Genomic DNA, 16,190 nt, shown 5'->3' with positions numbered 1-16,190 from the left:
GACGCATTAGTTCGGTGTCGACTTCGGTGACGATTCGGGCCGCGTCTCGACCTCGAGTTCCTCGATCTCTTCGATGTCTCCCTCCGCCGTCGCTTGCTCAATTTTTGCGATCTCCTCCGCGTAGTGCAGGAAGGTGTCGACCGAGGCGACGACGACACGAGCCTCGACCGTCAGTAGTTCGATCCCGACGACCGAGATACGCGCCCAGACGTCGATGACGACGCCCTTGTCGAGGACGCGGTCGAGGACTTCTGCGAGGCTCGATGAATTCGGTGTTCGTTGTGCCATAGCCAGCGAGGGTTGAGCGCCGCGCCGTAACACGCCTCGCGCTGCTACTGCAAGCGAGCGAGAGGCTGCGATGGCAAGCACCACCGTGAGGCGCTCGGGGGCCGACGCTTCGAAGCGATACGGGAGACGCCCGTGACGACGAGGACGACACGATATCTGAGACTCATGTCATCGAGACGTACCACCATCGACCGTGACGACGCTGACACGCCCATATCGATCCGCAAGCGCCGTTCTCGGCGTCAGCAGCGCGTCGGACGGCGACTATGCAGGTCGGGAAACCGATCGGGACTCGAGCCGCGGCCGAACGCGGATCGGAGAGACGGACGACCGGACGCGACGGTATCCGAGCGGGTGATCCACAGGTGACGAACCGGTACGTCTACGGTGTCGTCGAATCGGACGACATCGAGTTCGAGACCGAGGCCGTCGCGGGTGCCGAGCGCGTCTACACGGTCTCCCATCGGCGACTCGGGGCCGTCGTCTCCGATATCGACACGACCGATCCGGCGGAGACCGACGAAGACGCGCAGATCCACGACGAGGTCCTCCGGGAGATCATGGCACACGACGGCGGAACGACCATCGTTCCCATGCAGTTCGGAATGGCCTTCGAAGGCGATCGGGAGTTGAAAAACGTCCTGCGGGGTGCGCGACCGGCTTTCCGGCGCGCGATGAACGATATCGAAGGCACGGTCGAACTCGGCCTCAAACTCGTTCGCGAGGAGGGCGCCGACGTCGACCGCGACGCGGTCGAAGCCGAGGTGGCCGACGTGTTCGGCACCATCGCCGCACAGTCAGTCGAAAACGACCTGTTCAGCGATCGGCTCGTGCTCAATCGGTCGTATCTCGTCGACGAGGACGACCGCGAAGCGTTCGACGAGGCGGTGGCCGAGTTCGAAGACGATCACGACGAACTGTTGGTTCAATACACGGGCCCCTTCGCGCCCTACAGCTTCGTCGACGTGGAAATCGGAGCCAAACGATAACCATGTTCGTTCTCGACGATCTCCTCGTTCGCCCGTTCGTCGGCATCGTCGATGCGCTTCACTCCATCGCTCTCGACGAGATGTACGACGTCGAAGCGATCGAGGCCGACCTCAAGGAGAATCAGTTGCTGTACGAACTCGGCGAACGTTCGGACGCGGAATACCGACGACGCAAAGCGGAACTCGAGGCGGAACTGGAGACGGCCCGCGACGTTCACGAGCGGCTCTCGAGCGGCCGCGTGGAGGTGAAACGATAATGAGCGAACGATTTCCGGACGACGACCGCGACGAATCGGATTCCGACCGCGACGCCGACGACTGGAACGCTGACGGAAGCGACCACTGGCTTTCGAGTCTCCTGTCCGCCCTCGAATCGCTCGAGAGCGGACGGGCGTCGAGAGCCGGTCGGCGTCGGAGCGACCGGACCGTCTTCGATTACGACGTTTCGATCCAAACGGGCGACGAATTGTCGGCGGACGACTGGCCATTCGGCGAGGACGCGGCCCGCGATGGAGACACCGGTCGGCCGCGAACGCGACGGGTTCGGTCGTCGGGTCCCTCGAGCGACCACCACGTGGCGACCCGAACCCACGACGACGAACTGCTCGTCACCGCGGACATCCCCGGTGTCGATCCGGACGACGTCACGGTCGGCTTCGACGATTCCGACCTGGTCATCGCCGTCGGGGCCCGCGAAATCGGTCGCGTGGCGGTCCCCTGGCGCCAGACCTCGTCGCGGGCGAGAATCAGAAACGGCGTCCTCTCCGTTCAGGTCCGTCCGGAGACCGATGTCGACGAGCCAGAGGACGAGCGATGAGCGACGGCGAGGACGAGGGCGAGGAGACGCTCGACGGACTGCTCGCGAACGGGATGGAGAGCCTCGAGAGACTCTCTGAGACGCTCGCCGACAGCGACGCCATCGAGGACCTCGACGACGACACCATCGAGTCGGTGATCGGTGACGTCGACGCGCTCGTTCGAGTCGTCGAGGAGATCGGCGAACTGCTCGAGGCGATGGATCTCACCGACCTGCCCGAGGCGATCGACGAGGGGGAGGTAGTGGACGCGTTCGAGGCCGGCAGCGTCGACGAGGTGCTGGCCGACGAAGCAGACGCGACGGCACTCGTCGACTTCCGGGAACTGTTCGACGCGATCGACCTGCTGGAAACCTGGAACGCGGCGGATCTCAGCGACCTCTGGCAGGAGAAACGCGAACTGGACGACGCCCTCGAGAATCTCGCGGACGACGCGGACGCCGGAACGGTAGAAAAAGCGGTCTCGGAGATCGCACGCGGTGACGAGCGCCTCTTCGGCGAAGGTGGGGACCTTCTCGAGACGGACCTGAGCGCCTCCGAGGCCACGACGGAAGCGTTCGGGGACCTCGACATTCGGGACGACCCCGAAGCGTATCAGGCGGCCATTCAGCGGCAGGCCATAGAAGGCATCGATGCCTTCCGAACGGCGCTACTCGAGACCCACGAACGGTTCGAACGACTGTACGAGTTCAACCGCGAGAAGATGCGCCGTCAGGATACGAGTACGAACTCGCGAAATCCGACGGCGGCGTCGACGATCCCGACGGACAGGCAGGATCTCGGCGGCGGGACGCGCTACTCGACCGTGCCGCGGGACGTGACGCTCTCGACGGCACCGACGCGCGAGCGAATCTACGGCCGCCGCTTCGAACTCGAGCGGGAACGACGGAGAACGACCAATGATTGACACACGAACGCGACGACGACGCGGCCGCGAGGTGAGTCCGACGACCGACGCGAACCCGGAGACGTCCGATACAGGAGGTGATGCCAGTGAGTGACGAGTTTCGACCCAGTCGCCAGAAGGCGGACCTCGCCGAAGTGGTCGAGATGCTGCTCGACAAAGGAATCGTCATCAACGCCGATATCGCCGTTTCGATCGGCGACACGCAACTGCTCGGCGTCCAGGTTCGAGCCGCCATCGCATCGTTCGAAACCGCGGCGAAGTACGGTCTCGAGTTTCCCGAGGGGACGGATATGGAGCGCGTCGCTGCGGCGGTCGACGAACCCGAACTCGCGGAGGCGGATCGGCCGAATCCGGTTATCGACCCTGCACGGGGTGTCAACATCACGGCGGCCGACGAGCCGAACGCCGACGACGAACGCGAAACCGCCGATTCGGAGGAACCCGCGGGCGAGGACGACAGGGAATCGGAATCCGACGAATCGTCCGCCGAGCCGCGGGCCGAATCGGGGGGTGACGACTCGTGACCAGCATCGACGTTGGTGACGGGACGGACGCTCGCGACGGGTTGATGACCCTGGTTATCGCAGTGGTCGAGATTCTGATCGACGCGCTCGAGCGCGAGGCCATCCGTCGCATGGAATCCGGCGACCTCACGGACGACGAGATCGAGCGCCTCGGCACCCAGCTCTCGACGATCGAAGGTGAAATCGAACAGCTCAAAAGCGACGAGGGGATCGAACCCGGCGTCGACGACCTCCGGAACGATCTAGACGGGCTGGTCAACGACGCGATCGAACAGCTCCACGGAGAACCCACGGCCGCTCGGAGGCCGGGCTACAGCGTGTTCGGAGGTGACGGCGAGTGAGCGAAAACGGCTCGGAGCGGCGGGCGGAACGACTCGAGGAGCCGACCGATCGGACGACGGGCGACCCGGCGGAGACGCCGGTGATCGACGAGGGCCGGTACCTCTACTGTCTCGTCCGGGCCGACGAGGACGCCGCGTTTCGGACGAACGGTGTCGACGACGAACCGGTTTCGATCGTGGTCGAAGACGGAATCGGTGCCGTCGTCCACGCCTGCGACGCCATCTACGACACGGCGAATATCGCACAGATCAGACGCTGGCTCGTCCGCCACCAGACGGTCGTAGACGAGGCGGGTCAGGCCTTCGGAACGCCGATCCCGTTCCAGTTCGATACCATCCTCAGGGGTGACGACGAGACCGTCGGCGAGTGGCTCCGCCGGGAGCACGACACACTCGAGGGGGCGCTTTCGGGGCTGGCCGATCACTGGGAGTACCGCGTCGAGGTCGTGGAAGTCGACCCGATCGACGACGGGACGCTGATCGAGCACGACGACAGACTGCGCGAACTCGACGAACAGATCAGAAACGCCGACGACGGCACGGCGTTCTTGCTCGAGAAGAAGTTCGACCAGCGGCTCGCCGAGCGACGAGCGGCCCGACGGGAGTCGGTGACGGCCGACCTCCGGAAGCGACTGGCCGCGGATGCCCGGGAGGTCCACGCGCTCGAGCGCTCGCCGAACGCGACGCTCGACGACGTGACGGAACGCGGCGGTCCCCCGAGCGACGAGACCGAACGCTCGGACGCCGGCGAAACGCTGTGCCGACTTACCCTCCTGGCCCACGAGGACGACGAAGCCGCGATCGGATCGATACTCGACGACGTGGCGGCGAACGAGGGCCTCGAGGTGAGATTTACGGGACCGTGGCCGCCGTACACGTTCGCACCGGAACTGGGCGGAGATGGCGAGACGACCGCTGGGAGCGATCACGCGAATCCGAGACCATGAGGCCCCAAAAAAACGACGAGGCGCTCGTCGACGTTCTCGACGTGTTGCTCAGAGACGGCGCGATCCTTCGCGCGGACGTGATCGTATCGGTCGCGGATATTCCGCTCGTGGGGATCAAACTCACAGCCGCGATCGCGGGCATGGAAACCATGACGGAGTACGGCCTCTTCGAGGAGTGGGATGCCAGCCGTCGAGCCGCCGTCAGTCGTGGACAGTACGCCACGCGCGAATCGGTTCCGGGCCCCGACGAACGGGACGACCGGTCCGTCGATTGGCCTCACGACGAGGACCGTAAGCGAGACGAGGACGCGTAAATACGGAATCCGAACAGCGGCCGAGAGACTCGATCAGCGGTGAACGGTCCCGAGCAGAATCGCGACGACGCCGGCAGATGGGCAGATGGGCAGATGGTGATCGAGAACCGAGCGGTCCACCGTCGTGTTCTTCGCGTTCGAACGGGCTCTCGGAAACGAGATCGCCCCCGGACGGGGGCCGCTCGTCAGGCGTATTTCGGGCGTTCGGTCGTGTGTTCGACGTCACCTGTGATCGTCTCTTCGTCGCGGTCGTCGTCGTAGACGTATCGACCAGTCGCCCCACACAACGTACACTCGTAGGTCTCGGAGATTTCGTTGATCATTTCTCCGTCCTCGAAATAGACGCGACTCTGCGTGATCTGCAGGAACTGGGCTGTTTCACAGTTTGTACAGGTGATCATGTCTGTTCGGTTAACAGCACCGGTTGTAGTTATCCGGCTTGTAACCGAACGGAATGAGAGACTATGGGTGTCTTACCCGGTGGTCGGTCATCGCCGGGGTCTCGAGGAGGTCCCGCACGAACATGCAATCCATCGATACCGATAGAACGGACGTAAGAACCTCATAATCGCAATGCAGCGACGGGATCAGTTTCGATATGTGGGAACCAACTGAAGCCATCTAAAACGTCCCTTTCTCCGTGAAACGAGCGGAAATGTTCTGCTTACCCTGGAGTTGGTTGACGGAGAGACAACCGGTACTCCCTCGTGATTTCGGCGTCGATCATCGCCCTCGACGTCGCTTTGCGCCCCCGTCGTCGCCCTCATTCTCTCGTCGCATCCTCATCGTTCGAGTCCCGTACTCGAGCGGCGGACGGGTATCGACCGACGGTCGAGAACCTGCCGAGAGCTCCGACCGTCAGTTCCGGATGCTTCGCAGCCCCGTCGCTATAGTAGTCTTTGAAACGATTCACTCACCGATCGCAGTGAAGCGGCCAGCGAAGACTCGCTGGCCCCGAATTCGCGATCGGGGTGTGCATTGACTTTCAAAGACTACTATCTTTTTTTCAAGGCGAGAATCCCGCCCTTTAGGACGGGCGTGAAGCCGACAACTCCTACACGAACCACCGTCGGTTGCAGGCCGAATACCCCACGACTGCAAACATTCATTAAAATTGGGTGTGTATAAATCAGTACGGCCAAATGAAGTACAACCTCGAAACCGGGTCACACACGGTCTACGCGCTCCAATATCACTTCGTGACCGTCACGAAGTACCGCGCAGACCTCCTCACCGACGAAATCGCAGAACGGGTCGGTGAGATTGCCAGCGACATCTCCGAGGACTTCGGCGTGAACATCCAGAACGTCAACGGCGGTTCCGACCACGTTCATATCTTGTTCACGGCGAAGCCAACGACCGACCTCACCAAGTTCATCAACTCGCTCAAGGGCGTCACGTCCCGCAAAATCCGTGACGAGAATCCCGAGGTTCGGCAGGCACTCGACAAGGCGTTCTGGCAACCGGGGTACTTCCTCGCCACCACCGGCCAAGTGAGCATCGACGTACTCATGAAGTACGTCGAGGAGGAGTAGCGTGTCTCCGACCGTCACGAAGACGTTGCAGGCGACGTTCGCGCCACCCACCACGCACAAGCGGTCGAAACTCAACGTCCTGCTCGAAACGTACCGTGACGGTCTACAAGAAGCGTTTGACGCCGGTGCGAGTACCATGTCGGCGGTGAGCGACATCGTGACGCCCTACGACCTCCCGTATCAGGCCAAAGCCGCTCTCTGCAACTACGTCCCGAAACTTCGGAAGACGTACAACGCCAAGGAGTTGGACGACGGCCACCCGATACGGTTCACGAACCAAGCCGCGAAGTTCGACCACTCCGAAGAACGCGACTACGAGTTCACGTGGTGGGTTCCACGCCCCGGTCGGGGAACGAACTTCTGGATACCGCTCCGCATCAACCCAGAACAGGAAGACCTCTGGCACGACCTCGTATCGGAGGACGCGAAGGCGGGCGAGATACGGCTTCAACAGCACCGGAAGAACTGGGTACTACACGTCACCGTCGAGTACCCAGTCGAAGAACCAGCGACGGACGGTGACGCCACGCACATCGGATTAGACATCGGAGAAACCGCCCTGATAACGGGCTATGCCCTCAAGGACGGGTCTCCGACTGACCCGTTTGTGTGTAGCGGAAGCAGAGCGAAGCATCTCCGCAAAGAGATGCACACGACCCTGAAACGCCTCCAAGAGCGTGACGCATCCGAGTGGCGGATTGAAGACCGTTTCTCGTACTACCAGAACGCGCTCACCGACATCGTGGAGAAGGCGTCTCGGCAGGCCGTCGAGTACGCCCGTTCCTTCGAGAATCCGGTGTTGGTGATGGAGGACTTGACGTACATCCGTGAGCGTCTCGATTACGGGAAGTACATGAACCGTCGGCTTCACTCGTGGGCGTTCGCCCGACTCCAAGGGCGAATCGAGGACAAGGCGACGGAAGCAGGCATCCCGTTCAAGTACGTGAATCCGGCGTACACCTCGCAGACGTGCCACTCGTGCCACCGCATCGGTCGTCGGGACTCACAAGCTGAGTTCCGGTGTCCGAACGACGACTGCCACGTTTCGACGTTTCAGGCCGACATCAACGCTTCCGCGAATATCGCACGACGGGTTGACCCGTGGGGAGAGAGCGTCCCGCTTGACAAGGCGGAACGCGATGACTCGCCACAGGACGGGAGCCGTAGTGACACGGCCACGACTCACCGTGAGACGAGCGTACCAGCGCAGATGACGCTCACGGCGTTTCGAGAGTCTAAACCCTCTGCCAGCGACGACTAACTGGTATTCCCCATGCGTGGGAAGCCTCGCCGTTTACGGCGAGGGGGATGTCACAGTACAGTCACTCAGCGCGTATACCGGTTCGGCATCCGAGAATCGGTTCACCGGCGGGGGCACGGCTCCGGATCGGGACGTCCCCTGCTGTCCCGACCGCAGTCCGTCGATTCCGTCGGGTCGTGGTCCGTTTTCGACTCGAGTGGGGGGATCGGGGTCGGAGGACGGGTTCCCACCGTTCGACCGATACCGGGTCGGAAAGGCGGTGAGTCGTCGGTACGCGAGTCCCTCGAACGGGTTGCAGGCTCTTCGACAGCTGATTCCCGGACGGTCTCCGGGGATTCGAACTGTACGTATCGCTCGTTCTGATGGTCTCTGGACTCGGTCACCGGGTCACTACCGTTTTCCCCCAGTCCAGTGCGGAACGATATGCGACGGGGGCACGCGAGCAACAATCGTCCCGTTTCTGTGTGACCAGTCGCCACGCCGATATCCCGCCTGACGACGGACCCGAAGCGTTCGTGTCGGTCGACCGTAACAGATAGCTACGGTCGAATTACACGTTGCCTGCGGGAGGATTGGGGACACTACCATCGGCCAATCGACTGCATAACAATGGTCGAAACGTGCATTAGCCGACGTGCGGGGATGTAATACCCCGCCGGGTACGTGCTTGGCCCAACCGACGTGCTAGAACGCCGATTGCGTGCATTCGTGCCCGGATCGCTCGGACGTGGACTCGCCCCCGCTTCGAGTGCGCTCATGTCTCTCACGCCCAGGGCGGTTCCCGCCCGCCCGGGTTTCGGAATCGAACCGAGTACTCGGATGAACGATAGGTGAACGACCGCTGTCGATAGAACAGGTCGCACAACGGCCCGTCCCGGTGGAAATCGAACACGGACCGCCGTCCGGCCGGAATCTGGGTACCTGCGACCCAGCGTCGATGTTTCAAAACTCCGTGATAACGGGAATACCGACCGTTTCGTAGTCGTCCATCGAAGCCAGCGTTTCGGGTGCCTCCTCGAGCGAGAGCGTCTGTCCGATGATCTTCTGGGGGTCGAGCGTGCCCCGCTCGATGAGACGGAACAGCTCGTCGTAGCGGTTGAGGGGCATGCCGTAGGAGCCGTGGAAGTCGAGTTCCTGGAGCGTCATCATGTCGACGGGGAGCGAGAGTTCGCCGCCGGTGTCGCCCTCGGTGAGGCCGATTTGGACGTGGGTACCGGTCTTACCGAGCGACATCACGGAGTTGTGGCAGGTCTCCTGAATGCCGAGCGCGTCGACGGCGACGTCGACACCCCGGCCGTCGTTGGCGGCCTGGACCTCGCCGGGAACGTCGTCGATCTTGGCGCCGTTGATGGTGGCTGCGGCGCCCAGGTTCTCGGCGCGGTCGAGTTTCTCCTCCTGGACGTCGACCGCGATCGGGATGGCGCCGAGGGCGTTTGCGATGTGGATCGCCGAGAGGCCGACGCCGCCACAGCCGTGGACGGCGACCACGTCGCCGGGGCGGATGTTCGCCCGGTCGGCGATGCCGTGATAGGCCGTCATGAAACGACAGCCCAGCGCGGCCATCTCCTCGTACTCGACGCCGTCGGGGAGTTTGGTGGCGTTAAAATCCGCCTCTCGGACGGGGAAGGCCTCGGCGTAGGCGCCAGGCGCGCCGTCGATGAAGCCGAGCGGCATTCCGGTGTCACAGACGTTAGCCTGGCCGTTCTGGCAGTACGGACAGGTGCCGTCGCCCAGGTGGAACGGAACGGTGACGCGGTCGCCCTCGCTCAGGGTCTCGACGTCGTCCCCCACCTCGGAGACGACCCCCGCGGGCTCGTGGCCGAAGATCTGGCCCGGCTCGGGCGAGATACCCATCCACTCCCAGTCGCCCTTCCAGGCGTGCCAGTCGCTCCGACAGATCCCACACGCCTCGGTTTCGACGACGACTTGATCGGGTCCCGGTTCGGGATAGTCGACGTCTCTGATCGCAAGCGGTTCACCATGTTCCTCGAGTACAGCGGCTCGCATGTTCCAGCGATAGGGCCAACGAGTATAAAAATATGGGCGGTGGGGGCAGGAACTATCAACAACTAAATTTGAGTTTACACGAGTTCCGAATCGACGAACTTACGCCGTGAAACTCGGTACAAGCCAGATACTGCACTGTCACGGATCGAACCGAAAAACTAGCCGTGGATGTGACGACGATCATATATGTGTGCGGTCCGAACTGTGAGGCCACGATAGGAGTTTCACGACCGGTAGCACCAAATACATAAAATAACCATCTAAAAAACGTGGCTTGCAATTGTTTTATTCATGCAAGACAGTCCGTCGGCGGTGCTCGCCACGTATCTATTCGCTTCCTTAATAAATCGCAATTGGAGGCAGAATTCGGCAATATTATTACGGTAAAGGCCCCGATCTATGCTGATTGCCGCCGTAGTCGAGAAAAACAGTCCCAGTATTCCAATACCAAGTACTGTTTCGATCGAAACACACCACCTGTCGTGGACGGATGACGAGTATGCACTGTTTGGGGGCGTGAAATAGCGGGAGATCGATTATTCCGCTCGAGGATACGAAAGCTAACGGGCCGCCAATAGAAGTGTATAGTTTTCCAAATATAGAAAAATACTATATTATATATCTATTTCCAGTATCATTTCGCGATAGGCAGAGTGGGAACTCACCAGGCGCATTCGTCGGTCAAGCCCAACGGGTCGGGAATCGCGCTCTATCGGGTGATTGGCAATCGTGTCAACGAACCGTCACGCACGGCGGTGTCGACCCGACTCCGGAACGTCGCCGGTGTAGCCGGCACAAACACGGGTGTTCTCGGTGGACGGACGTAATCCGAGTGCATCGAGAGTTCCTCCTGTTACCGTTACAAGGTTATGTCTGTAAAGACAGGCCGTTCGCCTCGCGTCATCGCTCGCGGCCGACGTCGCACAGTGGAACGGTTCCGTCGTCAGAACGGCGACGGTCGACCGTCGGATATCGGTCGGTGCCTGACAGGGGCCCGCCGAACCCTGTCGGCAACTCTTCCCGAACGTGACGGCGAACTGTCGAACGGCCGGGAACGCACCCGTCGCAGCTCCGAATTCGTACGGCACTCGGGCCATCGCATATCTGGCCCTCGATGGCAACGAGGCGATTATTCCACTGGCCAAACATAATAATACACCCATGGCACAACCTGATCAATAACAGGCCGTCAGTAATGCTCCCCTGTCAGGATCGATCGTCGTGAATATTGCTCCACACCTACAATAAATCACGCTCGAAATCGCCTTCTCGAGAACGAAGCCATCACCCGATACCACCCGAAATCGGCTGGCGGAATTTCGTCTCTCCTATCGGAGAAATACGGCAGCTACGGCGCTCTGTCGTCCTCTTTCGGGAAGCAGAGACTGTCGCCACGGGTATATCGTGATAGGCCGGCCAGTCCGACTGTATCGTTCGAATCGAATTCGTCAGGGGTTCGACCGCTCGATTTGCGAGCGATCCGCCACCAGTTCCATCGGAGTCGCGGACCAGCTCGTACCCGAAGTAGATTTGTTTGACGAACACAATACTATGGTGCGCAACTACCGTTCTGATCAGTTATCAAATAAAAGTATACCGGCGGTCGGTGCGACGCGAACGGGACACCCACCACGTCGGCTTCTGTTCATCAAAATGACGTTACAAACGAACGGAGGCGTGACCGCGAGCGGTGAGCGCCACCGTGGTGATGGTCGATCTCAAAGTAGACCACAACATTTGTACCGTCGGACTCAGTCACGTTCACCATGACAGACGACTCGAGCGGCCGTCGGAGATCCAAGGTCGAGCGAGTGATCGATACGTACGACCTCGAGGGATGGGGTGACCGACTGGAGGCCGAGTGGATCGGCGACGGTGCCGAGCGCACGAGTCTTCGGGACCTCGCGACCGAGTTCAATCAGGCGGTGCTCCGATCGGCCTTGCGCGATGCGGGGGCGTCCGTCCTCAATTCCGATATCGAAGCGCTCTATCGAACGCTCACCGACGACGATGTTCCGCGATCCGAAACGGTTCGCAAACGGCGCGAACTCGAGCGATCGGGGGTCGATATCGACGACGTCCGATCGGACTTTTTGACCCATCAGACGGTCTATACCTACCTGACGAACGTTCGTGACGCCTCACTCCCCGACGAGGATTCAGGCGACCGGGTGGACCGGAAAAAGGAGACGATTCAACGACTGACCGGTCGCACGCAGGTCGTCACCGAGTCCACGCTCGACGAGTTGGGCAACGCAGGCGAAATCGCCGACCGAAATTACGACGTTTTCGTCGACGTTCGCGCGATCTGTGGAAACTGTGGTGCAGATTACTCCGTCACCGAACTGCTCGAGCGAGGGGGGTGTGACTGCGACGTCACATCGGTCGAATAACGGGAATCTCAGGGAAGACCACCGCAACCAAATAACATTTATATTCAGCGGCGTGAAGAAGTCCTCGTGTCATCTCCAGAGTCAGTCACCTCGTCGATCGCCGTTCAGGCGGAGAATATCGGCGGTATCGACAACACCGAGGTACTGCTGCAACCCGGCGTAAACGTTCTGACTGGCCGGAACGCGACGAATCGGACGTCGTTTCTCCAGACGATCATGGCCGCACTCGGCAGTCGACGGTCGTCGTTGAAAGGGGACGCGGACGCCGGCCACGTCGAATTATCGTTCGGTGACGAACAATACACGCGATACCTCGAGCGGCGCAACGGAGAGGTCGTCTTCGAAGGCGATCCCTATCTCGAGGATCCGGAACTCGCAGATCTGTTCGCCTTTTTGCTCGAATCCAACGAGGCGCGTCGGGCGGTCAGGGGCGGCGAGGACCTCCGGGAACTCATCATGCGGCCGATCGACACGGACGAGATCGAAGCGGAGATCTCCATGCTCGAGGCCGAAAAGCGAGACCTGGACGACCGTCTCGAGCAACTGTCCAGACTCGGAACCGAATTGCCCGACCTCGAGGAACGACGCGTCACACTCGAAGACGAGATCGAGACGACGACGGAACGAATCACGGAACTCGAAGCCGAACTCGAAGCATTCGATCTCGACATCGATGCCAGCCGTGATCGAAAAGAGGAGATCGAGTCCGCGTTTGCCGATCTCCAGGAAGCCCGCACGGAACTCGAATCGATCGAGTACGATCTGGAGACGGAACGTGAAAGTTACGCCGAGCTCGAACGGGAACGCGACGAACTCGAGACGGAGCTCGAGGCCGTCGACGACGAGCACGAGTCGCCCGATCGCCTCGAGGGACAGATTCAGGAGCTTCGCGCCAGAAAACGGTCCCTCGACGCGACGGTGAGCGAACTCCAGAGCGTGATTCGGTTCAACGAGGACCGCCTCGCCGACGACGGGTTCGATCTCGATCTTGGCGCACCCGATGCAACGGGCGGTGAGGAAGACGGAGCCATCACCGAACAGCTCCTCGACGACTCGGCCGAGGTCGTCTGCTGGACGTGTGGCTCACAGGTCGACCGGGAACGGATCGATTCGACCCTCGAACAACTGCGATCGCTCCGGCAGGCGAAACTCGAGGAACGAAGCGATCTCCAGGGGCAAATCGACGATCTGTCTGCACGTCGGAAAGAACTCCGCCAGCGAACCGAAAAGCGCGGCGAAATAGAAACGCGGCTTTCGTCGGTCGAGGACGAACTCGAGCGACGTTCACAACGCATCGAAGAACTCGAAACGAGTCTCGAGGATCAACGGGCGCGCGTCGACGACCTGGAAGCACACGCCGATACGTTCGAGGACGCCGCTTACAGCGACGTTATCGAGACACACCGCGAATTGAACCGCCTCGAACTCGAACTCGAGGATCTCGAAGCCGAGCGCGAGGAGGTCGATACCCGAATCGACGAAATCGAAGAGAAAATAGAGGAACGAGGCGATCTGGAGGAGCGCCGGGAAACCATCGACGACGAACTGATCGATCTCAGAACGCGCGTCGATCGCATAGAGGAAAACGCTGTCGACGCGTTCAACGATCACATGAGTTCGATCCTTTCGATCCTCGAGTATCGGAATATCGATCGTATCTGGATCGAGCGACGCGAGAAAACGGTCAGAGAAGGTCGCAGAAAGGTCGCACGATCGGCATTCGATCTCCACATCGTTCGGACGACGGACGGTGGGTCGACCTACGAAGATACCGTCGATCACCTCTCTGAAAGCGAACGCGAGGTCACGGGGCTCGTCTTTGCACTCGCGGGCTATCTGGTCCACGACGTTCACGAAATCGTTCCCTTCATGCTGCTGGATTCGCTCGAAGCGATCGATTCGAGTCGGATTGGCGACCTCGTGGATTACTTCGAGGAGTACGTCGATTGTCTGGTCGTCGCTTTGCTCCGCGAAGATGCCGAAGCTCTTTCGGACACGTATACGTACGTCCGCGAAATCTAGCTCTCCCCGAGTTCGGTCGTTCGTCCCTCGCGTCGGTCGAGTGTGAGTTTCCCGGGTGTTCTCGGCGTGGTTCATCTCGTCGTCCGCTCGAATCCGAACCCACGCCTAAATATACTAGTTCTTATCAATCAGATCAATATAAATATTGCAAACCAATACGAGTTTGTCATTAATATGAAATACACAATGGTTTATTATATAGCTGTGAAAAAATTCCATCTACTTCCCGATATAGCCAGTGAATTTTACTCGAATTGTAGAATTGAACATTTTCCAATTGTGGCGCCCACATCGGTCGAGAGATTATCAGCATAATATACTATCTTGGGAAACGAGAGTTAGTCCTCACCGCCCCCAACAGAAGTGGCAAGTTCGATCGGACCGGCCGGGTGGCACGCCCTCGGCTGCCGCTGACTGGTTTCCGTCGTTTACCGCTGTCGGCCTCAGTTCTACCGACAGTTCACCGGGGACGGGCGTCCACCGTCGGGACTGCAGGCGTTTTCGACGACCAGAACGGTCTTGGGGCCAGTGTCGCGGACAGTCGACACAGACGACTCGTCGTGCGACACCAGCCGTCGGCGAACCCGTTCGGATCAGCGACAAATATACCAGTAACAGTGCGTCGAGTCTCGAAGCGCCCGCGACGGGTCGCTCGAGCGATCAGTTAGCAATCGTCGTCGAGTCCCCAGACATCGGGCCGATCGCACTTCTGGTCCCAGATCGCACCTGCGTCTCCGCTGTCGTCGACGTTCCGCGTCTGGGTTTGGACGACGACCTCGTCGGATCCGGTCGATTCCTCCTCCGAGATGGTTCGAGATGGAGTATCGGTCGGTTCGGACGCGGTCGAATCAGAAGACTCGGTTTCTGTCCGATCCGTCTCGGTCCCGGCCTCGGTGGTCGTATCGGTTGAGTCGGTCGACTCAGTCGGTTCGGTCTGCTCGACCGGCTCGGTCGGCTCGTCGTCCAGCCGCGATTCGATCCATTGTAGAATCGCCTGTGTTCCGTGATGCGGTGCGGTCGTGTCACCCGCGAGTTCGAGCGTCGGGGTGAACGTGACACCGTCGCTCGCCGCCTCTGCACTGACTCGCTCGACTTGGGCGTCGTATTCGCCCGCCTGTACTCGGTCGGCTATTCGACTGGCGTTCGAGACACCGGCCGATCGGGCCCGTGACACGAGCTCGCTGAGATCGACGTACCCGCTCGGTGGATTGTCGAACGTCTCCGCGAAGAATTGCCAGTAACTGTTCGGGTCTTCGTCCCACGTTCCGAGTCCCATGGCCGCACAGCGCGGATCGCTACCCGAAATGAAGAACGCAGACGTGTTGCCGGGCTTATATGCGAGGTTGTAGAACCGAAGCCTGAGTCGGCCCGTACTGACGAACTCGTCGATAATAGCCGACAGGTTTCCGGAAACGAATTCCTTGGTGACGGGACACTTGAAATTGCCGTACACCGTCGCGGTCGGTACGTCATCGCCGTCGACCCCCATCGTCGGATACGTGTACGCGTCCGCCGATTCCGGAACCGGTGCGTTGGCGACGGTCGACCTTGCCTCGGCGGTCGCTAGTCCTGCAACGCCAAGCAGTGTTGCCGTTCCCGTAGCGGAAAGTACTGTACGACGCTGTAGGCGTGTCTTTTCCTGCATCTCGTCTTTTCGTCCATCGTAATCGATATAAATAGAAACAATCGTTTCATCGATTTGGATGACTTAAGTGAGATTTTCCCCGTTGCAGATCGCGAACAGTAGGGTCACTGCGCTCGGGCGAATCGAACCGTCCACGGGACGGCCTAGATCATCCGTCAGCGACCGGTACGCGCAACTATTTTGACGGGGAAGTAATTTCGTT

The 16,190-nt window shown here is 60.5% G+C and carries 15 protein-coding genes and 1 pseudogene; 12 read left to right on the top strand and 4 right to left on the bottom strand.

Annotated features, from left to right (window positions below; genetic code table 11):
* Positions 1-6 precede the first annotated feature (6 nt).
* Complete coding sequence (gene gvpA, locus NJT13_RS03135) at positions 7-294, bottom strand: gas vesicle protein GvpA (protein WP_254525374.1); 288 nt, start codon at positions 292-294, stop codon at positions 7-9.
* Between the two features lie 359 nt (positions 295-653).
* Between gvpA and NJT13_RS03130 the strand changes: the two genes are divergently transcribed.
* The 8 genes and pseudogenes from NJT13_RS03130 (at position 654) to gvpM (ending at position 5,125) form a co-directional block, all read left to right on the top strand.
* The gene (locus NJT13_RS03130; RefSeq protein ID WP_254525373.1) at positions 654-1,277 is read left to right on the top strand and encodes a GvpL/GvpF family gas vesicle protein; all 624 of its coding nucleotides are present in this window, start codon (positions 654-656) and stop codon (positions 1,275-1,277) included.
* 2 nt (positions 1,278-1,279) lie between these two features.
* On the top strand, positions 1,280-1,534 hold the full coding sequence (gene gvpF, locus NJT13_RS03125) for a gas vesicle protein GvpF (RefSeq protein WP_254524034.1): 255 nt from the start codon (positions 1,280-1,282) through the stop codon (positions 1,532-1,534).
* Positions 1,534-2,094 (top strand): Hsp20/alpha crystallin family protein, encoded by a 561-nt coding sequence (locus NJT13_RS03120; protein WP_254524033.1) that lies wholly within the window; start codon positions 1,534-1,536, stop codon positions 2,092-2,094. The genes gvpF and NJT13_RS03120 overlap by 1 nt, the downstream gene beginning before the upstream one ends.
* Positions 2,091-2,999, top strand: a complete 909-nt coding sequence (locus NJT13_RS03115) for a hypothetical protein (protein WP_254524032.1) — start codon at positions 2,091-2,093, stop codon at positions 2,997-2,999. The genes NJT13_RS03120 and NJT13_RS03115 overlap by 4 nt, the downstream gene beginning before the upstream one ends.
* 86 nt (positions 3,000-3,085) lie before the next feature.
* Positions 3,086-3,493, top strand: a pseudogene (gvpJ, locus tag NJT13_RS23225) (gas vesicle protein GvpJ); the annotation flags it as partial.
* A gap of 26 nt (positions 3,494-3,519) precedes the next feature.
* Positions 3,520-3,864, top strand: a complete 345-nt coding sequence (locus NJT13_RS03105) for a gas vesicle protein K (protein ID WP_254524031.1) — start codon at positions 3,520-3,522, stop codon at positions 3,862-3,864.
* Entirely contained in the window at positions 3,861-4,811 is a 951-nt protein-coding gene (gvpL, locus tag NJT13_RS03100) for a gas vesicle protein GvpL (protein ID WP_254524030.1), read from the top strand. The genes NJT13_RS03105 and gvpL overlap by 4 nt, the downstream gene beginning before the upstream one ends.
* The gene (gene gvpM / locus NJT13_RS03095; RefSeq protein WP_254524029.1) at positions 4,808-5,125 is read left to right on the top strand and encodes a gas vesicle protein GvpM; all 318 of its coding nucleotides are present in this window, start codon (positions 4,808-4,810) and stop codon (positions 5,123-5,125) included. Before gvpL ends, gvpM begins: the two co-directional genes overlap by 4 nt.
* 185 nt (positions 5,126-5,310) lie before the next feature.
* Here gvpM and NJT13_RS03090 read toward each other — a convergent pair whose 3' ends face one another.
* On the bottom strand, positions 5,311-5,526 hold the full coding sequence (locus NJT13_RS03090) for a hypothetical protein (protein ID WP_254524028.1): 216 nt from the start codon (positions 5,524-5,526) through the stop codon (positions 5,311-5,313).
* Between the two features lie 741 nt (positions 5,527-6,267).
* Between NJT13_RS03090 and tnpA the strand changes: the two genes are divergently transcribed.
* Entirely contained in the window at positions 6,268-6,660 is a 393-nt protein-coding gene (tnpA, locus tag NJT13_RS03085) for an IS200/IS605 family transposase (RefSeq protein WP_254524027.1), read from the top strand.
* 1 nt (position 6,661) lies between these two features.
* Positions 6,662-7,921, top strand: coding sequence for an RNA-guided endonuclease TnpB family protein (locus tag NJT13_RS03080; RefSeq protein WP_254524026.1), 1,260 nt, complete (start codon positions 6,662-6,664; stop codon positions 7,919-7,921).
* Positions 7,922-8,863: 942 nt separating this feature from the next.
* On the opposite strand, the gene NJT13_RS03075 is transcribed toward NJT13_RS03080, so the two are convergent.
* The gene (locus NJT13_RS03075; RefSeq protein WP_254524025.1) at positions 8,864-9,928 is read right to left on the bottom strand and encodes a zinc-dependent alcohol dehydrogenase family protein; all 1,065 of its coding nucleotides are present in this window, start codon (positions 9,926-9,928) and stop codon (positions 8,864-8,866) included.
* A 1,766-nt stretch (positions 9,929-11,694) separates the two neighbouring features.
* Between NJT13_RS03075 and rdfA the strand changes: the two genes are divergently transcribed.
* Both rdfA and NJT13_RS03065 read left to right on the top strand, forming a co-directional pair.
* On the top strand, positions 11,695-12,321 hold the full coding sequence (rdfA, locus tag NJT13_RS03070; RefSeq protein WP_254524024.1) for a rod-determining factor RdfA: 627 nt from the start codon (positions 11,695-11,697) through the stop codon (positions 12,319-12,321).
* A gap of 66 nt (positions 12,322-12,387) precedes the next feature.
* On the top strand, positions 12,388-14,343 hold the full coding sequence (locus tag NJT13_RS03065; protein ID WP_254524023.1) for an archaea-specific SMC-related protein: 1,956 nt from the start codon (positions 12,388-12,390) through the stop codon (positions 14,341-14,343).
* A gap of 664 nt (positions 14,344-15,007) precedes the next feature.
* On the opposite strand, the gene NJT13_RS03060 is transcribed toward NJT13_RS03065, so the two are convergent.
* Positions 15,008-15,988: a DsbA family protein gene (locus NJT13_RS03060; RefSeq protein ID WP_254524022.1), complete on the bottom strand. Its 981-nt coding sequence runs from the start codon at positions 15,986-15,988 to the stop codon at positions 15,008-15,010.
* Positions 15,989-16,190 lie beyond the last annotated feature (202 nt).

This window comes from Natrinema caseinilyticum, assembly GCF_024227435.1.
Lineage (GTDB): Archaea > Halobacteriota > Halobacteria > Halobacteriales > Natrialbaceae > Natrinema > Natrinema caseinilyticum.
Note: the sequence above shows the minus strand (reverse complement) of the source record. Positions and strands in the feature narration are given on the sequence as shown.